Here is an 18,177-nt window from a genome sequence, read left to right on the forward strand (position 1 = left end):
CCTCTAAGCCAGATTACTCTAGGCCAGACATCGGAATAAAGCCCGGTAGCGCTTTAATGCGATCAATCCACTGGCCAATCTGCGGAAAATCTTCCAACTTAATTCCACCTTCCCAAGCTAAACCTACATAAGGCATCACTGCACAATCAGCAATCGTCGGACGATTCAACGCTAACCAATCGTTATTAGTTAGATGAGACTCTAAAAGCCCAAGAATTTTGTCAGCCACCACCAGCGTCGCGTCTTTATTCAGGTCATAACCAAATTTATCGACTAAGCGTGCAGCACCTGGGCCATTCTGTACTTCATTTGCCGAAGTCGATAACCACTGCTGAATCTCAGCTTGCTCCTCTGGGGAGTTGCCATACCACTCTGGTGTTGCGTACTTTTGCGCTAGATAAACCAAGATTGCATGGGAATCACGCAGTACCGTGTCACCATCCTCTAGCACCGGTAACTCACCCCACGGATTAAGATCGATTACTGGTGATTGCTTATGCATACCCGCCAAAAAGTCCACTGCCACCAGCTCTAGCGGAATATTGGTGAGGGAGGCAAACAGTCGCGCTTTGTAACAGTTACCTGAAGGTTCCAAATCATACAGTTTCATTCTTATTCTCCTTAAATTGATTCCCGCGCCCACTCAGTTACCGTGAACCTAGGGGTAATATGCTTGGAACAATTCCAGTCAAACGCTTCCAGTTTAATATGAATAAACGATTCCGCTTTGGCCGAACTTTCCATCTGATCTGCATAGAGTTTTAAATGCTCTTCAACCGAGAGTAGCTTGACCCGGCCTAAGATCTTTAAGCGCCGACGATGGGGATAATCCATTAAAAATAGCGCTACTTTATCATTCTTGGAAAAATGGCCTAAGCTCTGATACTGACCATTACCACTTAGATTTCCAAAAGCTAAGGTCGCTTCATCCAACACCTGTAGAAAGCCAGCCTCACCACCGCGGTGTTGAATATAGGGCCAGCTATCTTCCCCCACTGACGCCATATAAAAGCTGTCCCGCGCTTGGATAAAGTCGGCTTCACGCTCGGTGAAACGATCAAAATCAGGCATTCGCTGGCGTACCACAGCAGACTTCTCATAACTGCCAAAACGCTGCTGCATCGCCAGTACAGACTCGGTAAAGGTTATGTCGCTAAAACGATGGGCCATGAGAACACCTTGCTTAAACATTGATCATGTCATTCATTATGTAAAAAACAGATAACGCAATAAATAGAGCAAACTAGATTTCAATAATGCACTTTATGCATTAATCTGCAGGGATGAATAAACTCAAAGCGATGGCGGTATTTGTCAAAATCGTCGACTGCGGCAGCCTTAGTGCAGCAGCAGAAAAGCTATCCATGTCCCAATCTTCGGTGGTCCGAACGCTGGCGGCACTAGAGAAAGAACTCGGTGCTCAGTTGCTCTATCGCACCACCCGTAGCCTCAGCCTAACCGAAGAAGGCGATGACTACTGTCAGCGCTGCCGACAGATATTGCTGGAGGTAGAAGATGCTGAAAATGCCCTCAGCCAGCAACAAACGATCCCTAAAGGGGTGATTCGGATCACTGCACCACAAACCTTTGGCCGCCTACATCTCAGCCCTGTGATTAATGAGTTTTTAGATACCTATCCAGAGATGGAAGTAGAACTGCTGCTTTTGGATCGTGTGGTCGATTTGATCGAGGAAGGGATGGATATCGCCCTGCGTATCGGCCCCCTTCCCGACTCTACCCTGATCGCGAAACAGGTCGGCGAAGTGCGATATAAAGTCTGTGCAAGCCCCGCCCATATTGCAGAGTACGGGCTGCCGAATCACCCAGATGAATTAGAGCAGCTCGACTGTATTCACCTCACCGCGCTTAGATCTCACGCCACTTGGGGATTTACTGAGGGTAGCCAGCAATACAGAATCAATGTGCAGGGTAGCTTTAAAACTAACCATGTAGAAACTGCCGTTGATGCATGTAGAGAGGGTCGCGGTTTCGGGCAGTTCTTAAGTTATCAAGTGAATCCGTGTATCAGAACGGGTCAATTGACCCCGGTTCTCGAGCAGTTTGAAAGCCCATCGATTCCGGTCAATCTGGTCTATCCTCACTCACGCCGCTTATCGTCTAGAAGCCGCGCCTTTATTGAGTGGGCACGACCACGATTACAGCAACGCTTACAGAGCGATTAGGACTCTACAGGCCAGTATTGGGCAAGGGGTGGGAAGCGCTCGATTAAGCCAGTACGCCCCATGGTTTCCATCAACGCCATATTGCGCTCAGGGATCTCATCTGAGTTCTTATAGTGCACCAGCACGCGGCTCATCTGCCCTTCACGGATAATGTGAATGGTTGGGAACGGCGCACGGTTGGTCCAGTTGGTAATGTCATCCGCTTCAACCCCAGAGAAACAGTAATCAGGGTGGAAGCTCGCCAGTTGGAAGACACCGGCTAGGCCCGCGCGCTCAAGCATTGTTTGGCAGAGATCTAACAGATCCAGAAACGACTCAAAATCCACCGCCGTCTCAGTAAACGCAACTAAGGTTGTGGATAACTCTTCTTCAGGCGAGTCCTGAATTTTAGCCAGCTCAGCAAGGAAATCTTGCGCTGCATCGGTCATCACACGGGCATGAGATACCGCGTAACGAATGCTCTGATTGCGCACTTCAGGTGCCGCAAAGGGACATAGATTTAGGCCAACCACAATCGCCTCAACCCATTGTTGAGTTAACTGTTCTGCCTGCGCTGCTGGAAAAGAGAATTTATCAGTCGTCATAGCCACCATTTTACCCCAGCTGACCCGTCAATGCTCCCTTTTGGTGCCTATGATGCTGGCCTCCCTTTCTGCTAAGATAGCGCCACTCATCATTAGGAAGCTAAGTACCTCAAGTGCCTATCAAGTCAGCCCTTACCACACAAAGTTTTGATAACCGTTGGTTGAAACTACGTCGACCACTCAAAACCGTGGTGCCTCACGAATGGCAGAGCTGGTTGCTGGATAGCGGCTCGTTGACCCAACGCTTGGTGAAACGCAGCCACGGAAACTTCCGTGTCGAAGTCGTAAGACAAGGCTGGATGCGTCCGACCCGCTCCGAGGCCAATGCCCTAGGCATAGATCAACGCCAGTGTGCACTCGTCCGAGAAGTACAACTGATCGGTAACGACGTACCTTGGGTCTTTGCCCGCTCGATTATCCCAGCACAGACTCTAACCGGCAGTGAGCGTCAGCTGCGCATGCTCGGCAACCGCTCTTTGGGTAGCCTGCTATTTACCGACCCAACCATGCGCCGCGATCCAATCGAGATCAGTCGTCTGCAACTGCAAGATAAAACCGAGATCTGGGCACGCCGCTCAGTGTTCTTCCTTTCCAATAAACCATTGCTGGTTTCTGAAGCATTTTTGCCTGAGCTATTAGGCGAGTGATAATGCGGGAAATAGCCAGATGCGTTTACTTAACTTATTGATAAAACTACCTTTATATTTACCCGTTTTATTCATATTTGTTAGCGTAAAGAGCATCGCTGCTGACCCCAATTCTTCCCCCTTAGATGAACGTAGCTTTGATGAACGTAATTATCCCCATGAGGGTGACTACTTCTCTACGATCGCTTCAGGCCATCTAGAAGCGATCCGAAAATCACCCGGTACAGTTAGCATCATCACCGCTTCAGAAATTGAAGCCATGGGCGCAACGCATCTCGATGAGGTTCTAGAAACGGTTGCAGGGTTATATGTCCAGCGCTCAGATCTAAGCAGATTGGACCCGGTCTACAGTATTCGCGGTATTCAAAATGGGTTTTCCACTCAAGTGCTGGTTCTCTTTAATGGGATAGAGTTTAAAAATCCGTTTAGTGGTGGCCTTCCTACAACATTCCGATTACCCCTCAACGCAATTGAACGCATTGAAGTGATCAAAGGTGCTAGCTCTGCGCTATATGGTGCGAATGCCTACTCAGGTGTCATCAATATCGTACCCAAACGCTCGAAGAATTTTGCTGAACCTATGTTTCAAGCCAGGGCTGGTAGCTTTGGCAGCCGTGATTTCACGGTACAGCACAGCGATTTTGATGGCTTTGGCAAAGGATATTTCTTTTCACTCGAACATCAACAGAGTGACGGCGATGATTCCAGAATTATTACTCAAGACTTCCAGTCACTTAATGACATTACTTTCGGCTCAAACGCATCATTAGCGCCCGGCCCGCTCAATAGAAATTACTCGGTCACCAATGCGATGTTAAATATCGATAGGGGTGACTGGAGCTGGAATAACTGGTTTTGGCATAACCGTAATGCGGGTAACGGCCAAGGCGGTGCCCGTGCCCTAGACAGTTCGGGTTATGAAGACACTTACTCCCTCATGTCGCATCTACAATACCGGGGCATTATCAACTCTCAATATTCCCTGGAGAACAACTATTCCTACCACTATCAAGAAGGTGAAAGCACCTTAACCCTGTTTCCAGCCAACAGTATTATTCCGATTGGCAGCGATGGAAACCCATATACTCCAGGAGGCAACTTAGTCCGTTTTACAGATGGAGTCATAGGCATTCCTTCCGCCAAAATGCATAAATCTTACGTTGATCTCATTTTAAACTATGTTGGTTCACCCGATCATATTTGGCGCTTTCAGGTCGGGGGGCAATTTAGTAATTTCCGCAGTGAAGAGAGAAAGAACTTTGGTCCCGGTGTGTTAGACGGCACCGAAACGGTTGTTGATGGCAACTTAACCGACGTTAGCGATCAGTCTTACGTCTATTCAGAAGATAATGAACGTCATAATGCATTTTTAGCGATTCAAGACCAATGGGCGCTAAATAAAAACTGGACCCTCACCGTCGGTGGGCGTATAGATCATTATTCCGATTTTGGCCGAGTATTTAATCCGAGAATGGGCTTGGTTTGGGAGCCAAATCAAAAACTTACCGGCAAATTACTCTACGGCAGGGCCTTCCGTGCACCGTCATTCAGCGAGCTTTATTTAAAGAACAATCCCGGTGGACTAGGCTCGCCGCCGCTTAAACCCGAAAAAATAGAAACACTGGAACTGGTTGCTGACATCAAACCCAAAGAAACGCTGCATCTACAAAATACGCTCTTTTACTACCAAGCCGATGATTTGATCACCAACCAATTTAACGGTTCTGTATATCAATTCCAGAACTCGATGGAACAGCAAGGTTACGGCATAGAGATAGAGGGAACTTGGCATATCAATCATTCGTTAACACTGAAAACCCAATACAACTACCTAAACACCAAAAACTCGATTACGGGTGGCAGTGTCGCCGATATTCCAAACCACACGGGCTACCTAGCCGTAGATTACCGTCTCCCCAATCATTGGAAGCTAAACCTGAATAACCATTGGATCGGTTCGAGTAACAGGGCTCCAAACGACACACGCACAAAACACAGCGGTTATTCATGGGCGAACCTAAAACTCTCAAAAGAACACAAGTTAGCTGGACTCAGTACAGCTCTGATCATCAAAAACGTACTGGATAAGAATGCCACCACCCCTGCGTCTTCAATCATCCCTAACGATTATCCTATTGAAGGTCGAAGCGTGTTAGGAGAACTGACTTACCAGTTCTAGGCAAGTAATTGACTGGCTGAACACAACTAAGGTTTGGAATTGGTGTAATACGCTTCGCTATTACACCCTACGCTAGATAATTGCTCGACTGCTTTCGACACAAAGCAGACATCTAAAAACTCCACTATTGCGCTTCTTATCACTGAAAATCTTTATCGCTCAGTCATAGTCCATTAGCACAACAAGAACAGTTTACAGCGGTCAACTAAAGGCCTGATTGTCTCCAGAGCATTTACATCCTTGAAGTAAATATGGTGGGTAAAGTCACTACCTTCAAAGTAAAGAATCCCTAACGATGGAATAACAAAAGAGAAGCGTGCCCGCTCACCACACCTATAATCAGAGAGGATTAGTGTCGATTTCCTGCCTTCTTTTGAAGTAAATTCTCTGAACGTAAGCTTTTCATTGTACCGACCTAACTTCTTAACTAAAAAGGCTTCAAATTGAGAAGTCAGCAGGCAGATAAAGGTATATAGCTTTTCATCGTAGGCTTTGCGAGTTTCATCTCTTGCTTTATCTAGATTCAATATTGCTTCATCTAAAGATAACCAGTGATCAAAAACAGTTACAGAAATCCATTCAACACTCTCTAACTCCCCAGTATCGTAGTATGTATCGAGAGCTTCAAAATGGGTAGCGAACTCATGCCGAAGGCTTTGTTGCTTACTTTTCGGAAGGTTAATGAATTTGCGTTTGGAGGCAGTGTTACACTTTGCTTTATTCATTACCAAGCATATCCTTGTGCTATCGATAAGTACTCACAGGCTAACAGCTTCCACTAGGAATGTCCGCTTTTGGCACAAAGCAGAAGCCACTCCCCCACTAAAATCCTTTTCTCTAGGCGCAGCCGTCCTCTAGCAGCGTAGCTGCGTCCTAAAAGCGGAGCGATCTCTAGCCGCGAAGCGGCGTCCTTGCCACTTAATCTCACGCTGCCAGCTCTTTTCTAACCAGTTCTGCACCCGCGTGCAGGGCATTCAATTTGCCGCGTGCAATTTCTCGTGACAGGGGTGCCATACCGCAGTTGGTGCAAGGGTAGAGTTTGTCGGCATCGACATACTTAAGCGCACCACGCAGAGTTTCGGCGACCTCTTCTGGCGTCTCGATGGTCTCTGTCGCGACATCAATCGCACCCACCATCACTTTCTTACCACGAATCAGTTCTAGTACTTCTAGCGGTACACGACCGTTGTGGCACTCCAAAGAGATGATATCGATATTGGATTTCTGCAGTGATGGGAACGTCTCTTCGTATTGACGCCATTCCGAGCCCAGCGTTTTTTTCCAATCGGTATTGGCTTTAATGCCGTAGCCGTAGCAGATATGCACGGCTGTTTCGCATTTAAGCCCTTCAATCGCGCGTTCTAGGCAAGCAATGCCCCATTCATTTACTTCTTCAAAGAAGACGTTAAATGCCGGTTCATCAAACTGGATAATGTCCACGCCCGCCGCTTCCAGCTCTTTCGCTTCTTCATTGAGCGCCTTGGCAAACTCCCAAGCCAGATCTTTGCGGCTTTTATAGTGATCATCGTAAAGGGTATCAACCATGGTCATCGGCCCTGGTAGCGCCCATTTAATCGGCTGATCCGTTTGCTGACGCAGGAACTTAGCGTCCTCTACGAACACAGGCTTTTGACGGCTTACCGGACCAACCACAGTCGGTACGCTGGCATCATAGCGGTTACGAATTCGAACGGTTTTGCGCTTTTCAAAATCAACGCCGCTCAGGTTCTCGATAAAGGTGGTCACAAAGTGCTGGCGTGTTTGCTCGCCATCGCTAACGATATCAATACCGGCATTTTCTTGCTCTTGCAGGGTCACTCGCAGTGCATCTTGTTTGCCGAACAGGAGTTCTTCACCTTCTAGTTTCCAAGGTGACCAAAGTTTCTCCGGTTCTGCTAGCCAAGAAGGTTTAGGTAAACTGCCAGCAGTTGAAGTAGGTAGTAAGTTTTTCATAATTTATACAGCTCTATATCTTGGCTTACGCGTAATTAGCAGACCATTTTTCAAGAATTTCCCCATAGGGCTTAATAAAGTGCTCTTCCGCCCATCTGCCCTGCTCAACCGCTAAACGGCTGCGCTCTTCTCGGTCATACACAACTTGCGTTAGTGAGAAATCTTGATGCTTCAAACTTGGTTTAAACACCTCACCGGCAAAGGCATTGGCGTTATAAATCTCTGGACGATAGATCTTTTGGAACGTCTCCATCGTACTAAGAGTGCTAATCAACTCAAGGTTGGTGTAATCGTTGAGTAGATCCCCGTAGAAATAAAACGCATACGGCGCCACGCTGCTTGGCGGCATGAAGTAACGCACTTCCATGCCCATCTTTTTAAAGTACTGTTCGGTCAATGACGGCTCATTTGGCTCGTACTCAGTACCTAATACCGGGTGTGTATTCGCCGTTTTATAATATGTTTTGTTATCCGACACACTCAGACAGATCACCGGCAGTTTTTTGAAGTTCCGCTTGTAAGCCTCTGAATTCACAAAGTCTTTAAACATGTTGCCATGCAGCTCGCCGTAGTTATCCGGCACACTAAATTGCTCTGCATCTTTGTTGTGATTCAACAGCAACACACTGAAATCATAATCACGCACGTAAGAAGAGAAGTTGTTGCCCACAATCCCTTCGATACGTCGCTCAGTTTTGTGATCAAGAATGTACGTTTTTAAGATCTCAATCGTTGGGAAATTATCACCATTGCCTTGCACATCAATATCAACATGGATGATCTCAAGCTCTACAGAGTAACGATCATTGTTTGGGTTATCCCAAGTCGCTAGTGTATTAAAGCTGTTATCAATCATCTTGATCGCACGGCTCAAATTTTCTTTACGCTGTTCGCCACGCGCTAAGTTGGCAAAGTTAGTTGTTAGGCGAGTATTGCCTGATGGCTCATAGTTTTCGTCGAAACTAATGCGCTCAATGCTGTATTCGAAACCGTTGCTCATAATCTTTATTCCGTAGAAATTAAGTCTGACTTTTCATCGCTCTATGTACTGTTCATCTGCCTTAAATAACCATGGGCCGATATTAGGAGCAGTCGTACTTCTTGTGAGCGTTAAGGTAAGTGCACTTTTTACAGGGACAGTTTTATGAAAAAAATTGATTAAATTTTATGGTTTGATGACCTTTGCTCATGAATTGATTGAGGCAAAGTTTTGAAGAGGCACTACTAGGCATTTTTTTGCTGGATGAGCGCCCATTTTACGCAGGCTGCATCGGCATCGGTGATGCTCAGGATCTGGTGCTAGGCAAGTGGAGCGAATAGACAATGTATGAGGGAAACTAATTGATCAGTGAAAATTAACCATTTCTACTCATGCAATAAGCTCTTTAAGCTGCTTGGCAATCAGTCACGAAAACAGAATATTTAGGTTTGTTTATGAGTAACCTTGCCACAACCTACCCAGTCGCTTCTTACCTTTGTCAGGTTGTTAAGTTTGCCCCTTTGAGAAACGTCTCTTTTGATACAGATACATTTGATATTGAGCTGCAATCGCCAGCAGGTACAGCGCTTAACTATCATGCAGGACAGTATCTGCAGCTCGATTTAGACGTTAATGGCGATGGTCAGCTACAAACGCTCTCCTACACCATTGCCAGCAGCCCTGATTCAGAAAACCCTCGCCGCCTACAGCTGTTTATCCAAAACGGTAGTGCGTTTGCAGATAAGGTTTTGAACTGCCTATCTCAACATGCAGAAAGCCAAACACCCCTTAATGTAACGCTGGCCATGGGGAAAGCCTTTTTACAGACCGATCTTGCTCTGCCCCATCTATTAATCGCTGCGGGCTCGGGCATATCCAAAATTAAAAGCATCACCGAAGAGATACTAAGACGTAAACCCGATGCTGAAGTGAAGATTTACTGGTCGAACAAACAGAGCGAAGAGTTCTATCTGCTAGAGCAGTTCAAAGCTTGGACGGATCAGAATGCGAACCTAAGTTTCACGCCAATTCTCGAATCACCAGATGCCAACTGGATCGGCCATACTGGCTTTATCTACGAAGTGGTAAGCGAAGATTGTGATGCACTTGAAGGCACTCAAACCTACCTATGCGGCTCTCCCAATATGGTTTACGGCACAATCGATCAGTTGGAGGCAAAAGGGCTTAAGGAAGAGAACTGCTACTCAGACGTATTTGAGTTTGCGCCAAGGGGGCAGCAAGCGGCTAGTTGAAGTGCTGATTGATTAGAGGAAAAGGTGTAATACGCTCCGCTATTACACCCTACTTGCTAGCATTCTGAAAATCATGCTTTTGAATTCTAGTTATCAATAAAACCACCCTGTTTTAGTTCATTTATCACCAAACTTAAATCAACCCCACTAGGCGACAGTGAATCGCCTTTTGCTAGCCAACTATTAGCTGTTTCATCAACCTTAATTAATCCTTCACTAATCGCATAAGACAATGTGTATGCCGAAATAAAGCTACCAGCTGAAAATGATTTATCTAAAAAGTGGTAAGCAAGGTTGTTAGTTTTGAACCCTCTAAAATTTGGATGTTTTAGGTAAAACAGTCCCTGCAATAGGTTTGCATCCTTGGGATATGTATCTTCCACTAAGCTGAGGTAACCTAGCCCCTCTAACTCATGTCCCTTTTTAAAAAAGGCGTAATAGCTACCTAGGTTCAATGCAGCTTGCTTTTCACCTAAAGCCACAGCCTGTAGCCAAAGAGCTTCTGCTTTAGCGACATCCTTCGACCTGCCTTTCCCAATGTAATAACAATCTCCAAGTAACAGGTATGTCCTTGGATCCCCATGCTTTTTCGTGTCTTCATAGAAATTGCATCGCGACGTATCTTCGGATTCAGCAGCAAGATTCAATGACGTGAGAAGCAGAAAGGCTAGTAAAAGATAATTCTTCATAAACTACAGTTTTTTCCTTGGCGTGCATTGAGCCAATATCCTTTAACTAACTATCTATTAATTGCATCTGATTAACAATCACACAGAGCTCTGCATAGAGCACAAACAGAATTCAAATAGCTTTTTCGCCTCTAGCCGCAGCCGTCCTCTAGCCACGCAGTGGCGTCCTAAAAAAAGCAGCCAATGGCTGCTTTTTCCCGTTTTTACCCTGCCTTTTACAGCTACACCATCACTTCCCCAACATCCCATTCAATTCAGGAATACAGGAGCCACAGTTAGTACCGCACTTAAGCTTATTACCCAGTGCATCGAGTGAGTTACAACCTTGTTGGATCGCATCTTCGATGGCGTGGCTACCTACTTGGTAACAGCTACAGATGATCTCACCCGGATCTTCCAGTTCGCAGCCTGTTACGCTGAGTAGGAAGCGGCGTTGATCCATATTCACTTCGGTTTCGGCAAAGAGCTGTTCCAGCCATAAGGTTGATGGAATCTGGCCGTACGGCATACGGAAGAAGGCCCATTCTAGTTGCTCACCACTTAAGCCAGCAGCACGGAAGCTATGCTGACCGGCGTCTTCCAACCAGATATCGATTTCACCAAACTGCTCCTGACACCAGCTACGCATATCTTCGATGTTGTTGCTGTCTGCCAGATAGTAGAGCGATGCACTCTCTTTGGGCACACGCGACCAGTATTCCACCGGTAACGCATCATCTAGGGGCTTGCGGGTAATCAGCCAACCTTCCCAAGCGGGGTTATATGGCTCGACGTTTACCACCGCGTGTTTACCTTCTGGCTGACCCGAGAACGGATCGACCGCCGGCTGAACCAGGGCCCCCATGCGCGCCTTGGCACTGAACTGTTTGTTCCAGTGCATAGGCACAAAGATCTCACCGCGGCGCTGATCGGTATCAACGATACGGGCACGACCGATATATTCCGCCTGTATATTTGTAAGTTTAACGAGCTCAGATTCTTTGATATTCAGTTTGTCCGCGTCCTCTCTGTTGAGCTCAACAAAGGGTTCTTCGCGGTGTTGAAAAAGGCGGCTGGTACGCCCTGTATGGGTCATTGTGTGCCACTGATCACGAATACGGCCGGTATTCATAACAAACGGCATTTCGTCGCAAGGTTGCTGTAGCGGGTCGTGTGGATCGACCGTAATAAACTGCGCCTTACCCGATGGCGTAAAGAACTTACCGTCAGCAAATAGACGCGCGGTGCCATAAGGCGCAGCATCGGTTACCGGCCACTGCTGTGGTTTTAAGGCATCGTAACTTTTAAGATTCAGATCTTGCAGTTGGCTGATATCAAAAGCGCGACTGCCGTTGTTTTCAAAACCCGATAACTCAGCATGCTCTTTAAAGATCTCGTAAGGGTGGTCGTAGGTGAAGGCCTGTTCATAGCCCATACGCTTGGCCACTTCGCTGATAATCCACCAGTCCGGTTTAGCTTCGCCTGATGGCGGCAGTAAGCTACGCTGACGGGAGATACGACGCTCAGAGTTAGTTACAGTACCATTTTTCTCGCTCCAGCCCGTCGCCGGTAAACATACATTGGCCAGGGCAACTGTATCTGTATGCGCCATACAGTCAGATACCACCACCAGCGGACATTGCTTCAGGCTGCGAACCACTTGATCGGCATTTGGCAAACTTACCGCAGGGTTGGTACCCATAATCCAGATCGCTTTTACTTTGCCCTGTTCAATCGCTTCGAACAGATCCACCGCTTTATAACCGGCGCTGGTCGCAACATTATCGCTGCCCCAGAAACGGCCTACACGGTCGACCGCTTCGGGCGAATTTAACTCCATATGCGCTGCAAGCTGATTCGCTAGGCCGCCTACTTCGCGGCCACCCATTGCGTTTGGCTGCCCAGTAATCGAGAACGGTCCTGCGCCTTCTTTACCCAGACGTCCGGTAGCCAGGTGGCAGTTAATAATGGCATTGGAATTATCGGTACCACTGGCGGACTGGTTCACCCCTTGCGAGTAGAAAGTCACAACTTTTTCAGTTCTGGCGTACCACTCAAAGAAGGTGCGCAATTGCATGATAGGCAGATCACAGGCTTTAGCCACGCTATCAACATCTGGGAAAGTAAGCTCGGCATTAGCACGGGCATCAGCGAAGCCTTCAGTGAAGTTAGCAATATATTCGTAATCAAGGTGATCGTGGCGCGCTAAATAAGACAGCAAACCGGTAAACAGAGATGTATCGGTTTCGGCTTTGAGCTGAATATGCAGATCGGCGATATCGCAGGTCGCGGTGCGACGTGGGTCTACCACTACAATTTTCAGATTAGGATTCTTAGCTTTTGCCGCTTTCATGCGTTGGAACAGGATTGGATGGTTCCACGCAGCATTTGAACCGGTGATGATGATCAGCTCGGCAAGCTCTAGATCTTCATAGCAGCAAGGCACAGCATCAGCACCAAAAGCGCGCTTATAACCTGCTACGGCTGATGACATACACAGGCGCGAGTTGGTATCGACATTGGCCGTGCCAACAAAGCCTTTCATCAGTTTGTTGGCAATATAGTAATCTTCGGTAAGGAGCTGGCCAGAGAGATAAAAGGCCACAGAATCGGGCCCGTGCTCCATTACGGTGCGTTTGAAACCTTCCGCGACTGTTTCAAGAGCACTGTCCCACTCAACTATTTTGCCATCGACGACTGGGTTGAGTAAGCGCCCTTCGGCCCCTAACACCTCGTTTAAAGAGGAGCCTTTTACACATAAACGGCCAAAATTAGCAGGGTGTTCTTCGTTACCCTTTACTGCAACTACGCAATCGTCAGCAATTTCGGCCTTTACCCCGCAGCCCACGCCGCAGTAAGGACAGGTCGTTGTCGTTTGCATCTTTACCTCCAATAAAACTATCCAAGAGCAACGTAAATATTTGGCTTACTGGTCAGTTTTTTGGAATGCAGGCACCTGCATACCCTAAACTGAAGACAGAGTAAGCACGCACCGTTGCGCATCAAAATGTATTGCTCCTAGTACAGCAAAGCGCGTGCCATAAAGCGCCCGAATAACCATGGAACAAATATTGCTTTATGACAGGCTATCCAATTCCGGAACTGGATTAATGAGTAAAGTTAACTGTTTAAACGTGCTGTTGATCGATGACGAGCCCATTCGTGTGAATGCGCTTGAGAAGGCGTTAAATACGCTGGGGCACCATGTTGTCTGTCATCTACCTAACACCACTGATCTAAATAAGCATGTCGAGGAGAACCACCCCGACATAGTCATTATAGATATGGATTCACCCAACCGTGACACGTTGGAAAGTATGGCGACGATGAGCCAGAACAATCCGCGCCCGATCGTCTTCTTTGCGGAACAACAGAACGACCGCAGGACGATGGCCGAAGCAATCAACGCCGGTGTCAGCGCTTATATAGCCGACGGTCTTCAACCAGACCGCGTAAAAGCGATTATGGATACGGCGATTGCTCATTTCGATGCTCACAGTTTATTACGTGAAGAGCTGGAGAAAACCAGAAACCAACTGGCAGAACGCAAAACCATAGAGAAAGCCAAAGGCATGCTGATGAAGCATCAAGGCTGCGACGAAGAACAGGCATATCAAACCCTGCGTAAGCTTGCGATGGACCGAGGTCAGAAAATTCCCGATGTGGCACGAAATGTGATTGAAGTTTTACAACTGGCGAACGGCCTGAGTAAGTAAAAGAGATAGGAGCTGATATGTCAGATGCACTGACACTAGAAAAAACTGACCTGAAACTAGGTTTTGTGGCACTGCTCGATTGTACCCCTTTGGTTGTTGCGCGCGAGAAAGGCTTTTTTAAGAAACATGGTTTGAATGTCATCCTGAGTAAAGAGTCCTCTTGGGCCTCTATTCGCGACAAAGTAAGTTTTGGATTATTTGATGCAGCCCATATGCTGGCACCGATGCCGCTGGCTGCAACATTAGGCTTAAACGGTAACCCGACACCGATGATGACGGCGTTATCCCTAAGCCAGAACGGTACGGCTATCACCCTATCGCAAGAACTTTATATGGCCCTGTCCAATAAGATCTCTGATTGGGATGACAGTGAACAGGTCGGCCAACAGTTTAAAGAGCTGATCCAGCAAAGCGGACGAAAACCGGTTATCGCAACCGTTTATCCCTACTCAAACCATCACTATCAACTGCGTTTCTGGTTAAACCAGAACAACATCGATACCGAAGAGGATGTACAGCTGGTCGCGGTACCGCCAACCAAAATGCTGGATAACCTTTCCACCGGTTTGATCGATGGCTACTGCGTAGGTGAACCTTGGAATAGCTTGGCTTTAGTGCAACAGATTGGTGGTTTAGTCAGTACCGGCCATAAGATTTGGGGCTCGCATATGGAGAAGGTGCTGGGCGTCACACAACAATGGGCCGATGAACACCCAAATACCCACCGCGCATTGATTACAGCAATCCACGAAGCCTGTCTGTGGGCGGAAGATCCAAGCAATCAGGCTGAGATTTTGAAACTCCTCGCACTGCCACCTTATTTAGATCAGGCCGCAGAGCAGTTATCTAAGTTCACACCGCCTTATTCGATGGAGCAACATTTCTCCGGTGAGAATGTGAACTGTCCCGATCCTGAGCATGGACTGTTCTTAATCGATCAGATGCGTAAATGTGGCCAGATTGGCGAACAGGAGTTTAATCAAGAAGATATCGTCCATAACGTTTACCGCAAAGATCTATATCAAAACTGGATCGGCGCTTAAATCTAAATTGAAAAGCACGGGCTCAGTTCATAAGAACTGAGCTTTTTTCTCTAAAAAGCTCCGAGCCTAAAACACGCCCTTCTATTGATAACCTTTGTTCCATTTAAAGCCCCTTTTTAAACCTTTCGCCCCAAAACAAACTTCACTTGCCCCATTTTTGCTCTCGCACTTTTGCACCAACTTAATGACCAAAAGCCCCATTGTGCACCGCAACAAATCACAACCAAAACTTACATAAGCACACAGCATAAACATAACCCATTGTTTTTACTGGATTTAAAAAACTCTGGCACAGCATCTGCTCTATTAGATAACAAATGAGTGCACCAATGGCGGTGCACTCTAAAAGTTAAACATGACCCAGAAGGTCACAAAATTTGAAACTAGGCAAAGGCGCCTCGGCTGATCACAGTGATGTGATCATGTTCGGCGCCTTTTTGTTTTTAAGATTGGGAGAACGATCCATGCTTAAGAAGAAAAAGGCTCTACTAAGTAAAGTTATCAGCGGTGCAGTCTTAGCTGCATCATTAATTACCGTCCCTGCATGGGCAGCAATTGGTGAGCCTGAAAAAGAAGATCTGAAGTTTGGTTTTATCAAACTGACAGATATGGCTCCTCTAGCGGTTGCATACGAAAAAGGCTTCTTTGAAGATGAAGGCCTATACGTAACGCTAGAAGCACAAGCAAACTGGAAAGTTCTTCTCGACCGTGTCATTGACGGTCAGCTTGATGGCGCACACATGCTTGCAGGTCAACCGCTAGGTGCCACTATCGGTTTCGGTACGCAGTCTCACATCATCACTGCATTCTCTATGGACCTTAACGGTAACGCGATCACTGTATCTAACGATATTTGGGATCAGATGAAAGAGTATGTGCCTAAACAAGCTGATGGCAAACCAGTACACCCGATCAAAGCCGATGCGCTAAAACCTGTTGTTGAGAAATACAAAGACGACGGTAAGCCATTTAACATGGGTATGGTATTCCCAGTATCTACACACAACTACGAGCTACGTTATTGGCTAGCGGCGGGTGGTATCCACCCTGGTTACTACGCACCGCATAAAGGTGATACATCCGGTACGATCGATGCCGATGCCCTACTATCTGTAACACCGCCACCACAGATGCCAGCAACAATGGAAGCAGGCACGATCTACGGTTACTGCGTAGGTGAGCCATGGAACCAGCAGGCTGTATTTAAAGGTATTGGTGTACCTGTAGTCACTGACTACGAGATTTGGAAAAACAACCCAGAGAAAGTATTTGGTGTATCTAAAGCATGGGCGGATGAAAACCCGAATACTCACCTTCGTGTTGTTAAAGCGATGATCCGTGCAGCTAAATGGTTGGACGATAACAACAATGCGAACCGCCCAGAAGCAGTAAAAATCTTGTCTCAGCCTAACTATGTAGGTGCGGACTACGACGTTATTGCTAACTCAATGACAGGTACATTTGAGTACGAAAAAGGCGATAAGCGTGAAGTGCCAGATTTCAACGTGTTCTTCCGCTACAACGCGACTTACCCATACTACTCCGATGCAATCTGGTACCTAACTCAGATGCGTCGTTGGGGTCAGATCTCTGAACCTAAGTCTGACCAGTGGTTCATGGATATCGCGAAGAAAGTTTACCGTCCTGATATCTACGCAACAGCAGCTAAAGAGCTAATCGAAGAAGGTAAGATGACGCCAGACATGTTCCCAGACTTCAATACTGAAGATGGTTTCCGTGCTCCGCAGACTCACTTCATCGACAACATCACTTACGACGGTAAGAAGCCAAATGACTACCTGAAGAAGTTCAACATTGGTCTGCAACCAGAACAGAAAATCTAATCTGACTGGTTAAGCATATTCCTCCCCCTCAGTTTTGGGGGAGGAATTCAGGTCAACGAGGGAGTAGCAAGTTATGAGTAATACATCCGCACTATCAGGCATCGGTGCCTTTTTTGAAAACCCGAAAGACAATCTACAGAAGTTCAGCAAAACCCTTCTGGTACCTCTGGTTGGTCTACTAATTTTCCTTTTCGTGTGGGAGATCGGCGCGAAAAGCATTAATACATCCTTGGGCGCGTTTCCTGGCCCAATGGCAGTGTATGAACAAACCATCAATCTGGTAAACGATCACCAGAATGAACGAAATAAAGAGGCTGCTTTCTACGAGCGCCAAGAGAAACGTAACGCTAAGAAGCTAGAAAAAGACCCGAACGCTAAAGTAAAAATCCGCCCTTACACAGGCAACCCGACGTTCTTTGATCAGATCGGTACGAGCCTAGTAACGGTATTGTCAGGCTTTATTCTGGCATCCCTGATCGCTATCCCTGCGGGCATCGTGATCGGCTTAAACAATACTCTTTACTCTGCACTGAACCCGTTGATTCAGTTGTTTAAACCGGTATCGCCACTGGCATGGTTGCCACTGGTTACTATGGTTGTCAGTGCGGTTTATGTCAGCAAGGACCCAATGTTTGCTAAGTCCTTTGTGACATCTCTAATCACTGTATCTCTATGTAGTTTGTGGCCAACACTGCTTAACACAGCGGTAGGTGTATCTAGCATCAGTAAAGATCTGCAGAACGTATCTCAGGTACTACGTCTGAGCTGGTTCGCACATGTCAGCAAAATTGTACTGCCATCCTCTATCCCGATGATCTTCACAGGTTTGCGTCTATCACTGGGTATCGCGTGGATGGTATTGATCGCCGCAGAGATGCTGGCGCAAAACCCTGGTCTAGGTAAGTTCGTATGGGATGAGTTCCAGAACGGTAGCTCCAGCTCCCTAGGCCGCATCATGGTAGCCGTGCTTGTGATTGGTCTGATCGGCTTCATGCTAGACCGCGTTATGTTGTTCCTGCAGAAGAAAGTGTCTTGGGATAAGACTGCGGTACTTAGATAAGTAAGGCGCTATAAAGCAAAACGTTACATAGGACGTTAACAGAATTTAAAGCCTGAGAGGCCAAGCCT

Annotated in this window: 16 protein-coding genes; 8 read left to right on the forward strand and 8 right to left on the reverse strand. The window is 46.9% G+C overall.

What is annotated here, in order from left to right; genetic code table 11:
- Positions 1 to 13: 13 nt before the first annotated feature.
- Together ACMXYX_RS17270 and ACMXYX_RS17275 are read right to left on the reverse strand one after the other, a co-directional pair.
- Positions 14 to 610: a glutathione S-transferase family protein gene (locus tag ACMXYX_RS17270; RefSeq protein WP_415906325.1), complete on the reverse strand. Its 597-nt coding sequence runs from the start codon at positions 608 to 610 to the stop codon at positions 14 to 16.
- A gap of 11 nt (positions 611 to 621) precedes the next feature.
- Complete coding sequence (locus tag ACMXYX_RS17275; RefSeq protein WP_415906326.1) at positions 622 to 1,170, reverse strand: pyridoxamine 5'-phosphate oxidase family protein; 549 nt, start codon at positions 1,168 to 1,170, stop codon at positions 622 to 624.
- A gap of 113 nt (positions 1,171 to 1,283) precedes the next feature.
- Between ACMXYX_RS17275 and ACMXYX_RS17280 the strand changes: the two genes are divergently transcribed.
- The gene (locus tag ACMXYX_RS17280; protein WP_415906327.1) at positions 1,284 to 2,183 is read left to right on the forward strand and encodes a LysR substrate-binding domain-containing protein; all 900 of its coding nucleotides are present in this window, start codon (positions 1,284 to 1,286) and stop codon (positions 2,181 to 2,183) included.
- Here the strand turns inward: ACMXYX_RS17280 and ACMXYX_RS17285 are convergent.
- A complete protein-coding gene (locus ACMXYX_RS17285; protein ID WP_415889678.1) occupies positions 2,180 to 2,767 on the reverse strand; it encodes a DUF1415 domain-containing protein in 588 nt (195 codons plus the stop codon). The genes ACMXYX_RS17280 and ACMXYX_RS17285 overlap by 4 nt on opposite strands.
- Positions 2,768 to 2,880: 113 nt before the next feature.
- Between ACMXYX_RS17285 and ACMXYX_RS17290 the strand changes: the two genes are divergently transcribed.
- Positions 2,881 to 3,414, forward strand: a complete 534-nt coding sequence (locus tag ACMXYX_RS17290; RefSeq protein WP_415906328.1) for a chorismate--pyruvate lyase family protein — start codon at positions 2,881 to 2,883, stop codon at positions 3,412 to 3,414.
- 19 nt (positions 3,415 to 3,433) lie between these two features.
- Complete coding sequence (locus ACMXYX_RS17295; protein ID WP_415906329.1) at positions 3,434 to 5,593, forward strand: TonB-dependent receptor plug domain-containing protein; 2,160 nt, start codon at positions 3,434 to 3,436, stop codon at positions 5,591 to 5,593.
- Between the two features lie 173 nt (positions 5,594 to 5,766).
- Here ACMXYX_RS17295 and ACMXYX_RS17300 read toward each other — a convergent pair whose 3' ends face one another.
- The 3 genes from ACMXYX_RS17300 to ACMXYX_RS17310 all read right to left on the reverse strand — a co-directional run bounded on the left by ACMXYX_RS17300 (position 5,767) and on the right by ACMXYX_RS17310 (position 8,546).
- Entirely contained in the window at positions 5,767 to 6,318 is a 552-nt protein-coding gene (locus ACMXYX_RS17300; RefSeq protein WP_415906330.1) for a hypothetical protein, read from the reverse strand.
- A 199-nt stretch (positions 6,319 to 6,517) separates the two neighbouring features.
- Positions 6,518 to 7,546: a methionine synthase gene (locus ACMXYX_RS17305; protein ID WP_415906331.1), complete on the reverse strand. Its 1,029-nt coding sequence runs from the start codon at positions 7,544 to 7,546 to the stop codon at positions 6,518 to 6,520.
- Positions 7,547 to 7,571: 25 nt separating this feature from the next.
- On the reverse strand, positions 7,572 to 8,546 hold the full coding sequence (locus ACMXYX_RS17310; protein ID WP_415906332.1) for a DUF1852 domain-containing protein: 975 nt from the start codon (positions 8,544 to 8,546) through the stop codon (positions 7,572 to 7,574).
- Positions 8,547 to 8,980: 434 nt separating this feature from the next.
- On the opposite strand from ACMXYX_RS17310, the gene ACMXYX_RS17315 reads away from it, so the two are divergent.
- On the forward strand, positions 8,981 to 9,778 hold the full coding sequence (locus ACMXYX_RS17315; protein ID WP_415906333.1) for an FAD-binding oxidoreductase: 798 nt from the start codon (positions 8,981 to 8,983) through the stop codon (positions 9,776 to 9,778).
- Positions 9,779 to 9,864: 86 nt separating this feature from the next.
- On the opposite strand, the gene ACMXYX_RS17320 is transcribed toward ACMXYX_RS17315, so the two are convergent.
- Both ACMXYX_RS17320 and ACMXYX_RS17325 read right to left on the reverse strand, forming a co-directional pair.
- Complete coding sequence (locus ACMXYX_RS17320) at positions 9,865 to 10,467, reverse strand: hypothetical protein (protein ID WP_415882903.1); 603 nt, start codon at positions 10,465 to 10,467, stop codon at positions 9,865 to 9,867.
- Positions 10,468 to 10,696: 229 nt separating this feature from the next.
- Complete coding sequence (locus tag ACMXYX_RS17325; protein WP_415882904.1) at positions 10,697 to 13,327, reverse strand: molybdopterin-dependent oxidoreductase; 2,631 nt, start codon at positions 13,325 to 13,327, stop codon at positions 10,697 to 10,699.
- Positions 13,328 to 13,556: 229 nt separating this feature from the next.
- Here ACMXYX_RS17325 and ACMXYX_RS17330 point away from each other — a divergent pair, with 229 nt between their 5' ends.
- The 4 genes from ACMXYX_RS17330 (at position 13,557) to ACMXYX_RS17345 (ending at position 18,109) form a co-directional block, all read left to right on the forward strand.
- Positions 13,557 to 14,162: an ANTAR domain-containing response regulator gene (locus tag ACMXYX_RS17330; RefSeq protein WP_415882905.1), complete on the forward strand. Its 606-nt coding sequence runs from the start codon at positions 13,557 to 13,559 to the stop codon at positions 14,160 to 14,162.
- Between the two features lie 17 nt (positions 14,163 to 14,179).
- Positions 14,180 to 15,205, forward strand: a complete 1,026-nt coding sequence (locus ACMXYX_RS17335) for a CmpA/NrtA family ABC transporter substrate-binding protein (protein WP_415882906.1) — start codon at positions 14,180 to 14,182, stop codon at positions 15,203 to 15,205.
- 464 nt (positions 15,206 to 15,669) lie between these two features.
- Positions 15,670 to 17,049, forward strand: coding sequence for a CmpA/NrtA family ABC transporter substrate-binding protein (locus ACMXYX_RS17340; RefSeq protein WP_415882907.1), 1,380 nt, complete (start codon positions 15,670 to 15,672; stop codon positions 17,047 to 17,049).
- A 73-nt stretch (positions 17,050 to 17,122) separates the two neighbouring features.
- Positions 17,123 to 18,109, forward strand: coding sequence for an ABC transporter permease (locus ACMXYX_RS17345; RefSeq protein WP_415882908.1), 987 nt, complete (start codon positions 17,123 to 17,125; stop codon positions 18,107 to 18,109).
- The last annotated feature ends 68 nt before the right edge of the window (positions 18,110 to 18,177 follow it).

The organism is Neptuniibacter sp. QD72_48, assembly GCF_047778065.1.
In the GTDB taxonomy this organism is placed as follows: domain Bacteria; phylum Pseudomonadota; class Gammaproteobacteria; order Pseudomonadales; family Balneatricaceae; genus Neptuniibacter.

Excerpts from the sequence above, each read along its gene's own strand:
- ACMXYX_RS17270 (WP_415906325.1), bottom strand. The coding sequence starts at position 610 with ATGAAACTGTATGATTTGGAACCTTCAGGTAACTGTTACAAAGCGCGA.
- ACMXYX_RS17275 (WP_415906326.1), bottom strand. The coding sequence starts at position 1,170 with ATGGCCCATCGTTTTAGCGACATAACCTTTACCGAGTCTGTACTGGCG.
- ACMXYX_RS17280 (WP_415906327.1), top strand. The coding sequence starts at position 1,284 with ATGAATAAACTCAAAGCGATGGCGGTATTTGTCAAAATCGTCGACTGC.
- ACMXYX_RS17285 (WP_415889678.1), bottom strand. The coding sequence starts at position 2,767 with ATGACGACTGATAAATTCTCTTTTCCAGCAGCGCAGGCAGAACAGTTA.
- ACMXYX_RS17295 (WP_415906329.1), top strand. The coding sequence starts at position 3,434 with ATGCGTTTACTTAACTTATTGATAAAACTACCTTTATATTTACCCGTT.
- ACMXYX_RS17300 (WP_415906330.1), bottom strand. The coding sequence starts at position 6,318 with ATGAATAAAGCAAAGTGTAACACTGCCTCCAAACGCAAATTCATTAAC.
- ACMXYX_RS17305 (WP_415906331.1), bottom strand. The coding sequence starts at position 7,546 with ATGAAAAACTTACTACCTACTTCAACTGCTGGCAGTTTACCTAAACCT.
- ACMXYX_RS17310 (WP_415906332.1), bottom strand. The coding sequence starts at position 8,546 with ATGAGCAACGGTTTCGAATACAGCATTGAGCGCATTAGTTTCGACGAA.
- ACMXYX_RS17315 (WP_415906333.1), top strand. The coding sequence starts at position 8,981 with ATGAGTAACCTTGCCACAACCTACCCAGTCGCTTCTTACCTTTGTCAG.
- ACMXYX_RS17320 (WP_415882903.1), bottom strand. The coding sequence starts at position 10,467 with ATGAAGAATTATCTTTTACTAGCCTTTCTGCTTCTCACGTCATTGAAT.
- ACMXYX_RS17325 (WP_415882904.1), bottom strand. The coding sequence starts at position 13,327 with ATGCAAACGACAACGACCTGTCCTTACTGCGGCGTGGGCTGCGGGGTA.
- ACMXYX_RS17330 (WP_415882905.1), top strand. The coding sequence starts at position 13,557 with ATGAGTAAAGTTAACTGTTTAAACGTGCTGTTGATCGATGACGAGCCC.
- ACMXYX_RS17335 (WP_415882906.1), top strand. The coding sequence starts at position 14,180 with ATGTCAGATGCACTGACACTAGAAAAAACTGACCTGAAACTAGGTTTT.
- ACMXYX_RS17340 (WP_415882907.1), top strand. The coding sequence starts at position 15,670 with ATGCTTAAGAAGAAAAAGGCTCTACTAAGTAAAGTTATCAGCGGTGCA.
- ACMXYX_RS17345 (WP_415882908.1), top strand. The coding sequence starts at position 17,123 with ATGAGTAATACATCCGCACTATCAGGCATCGGTGCCTTTTTTGAAAAC.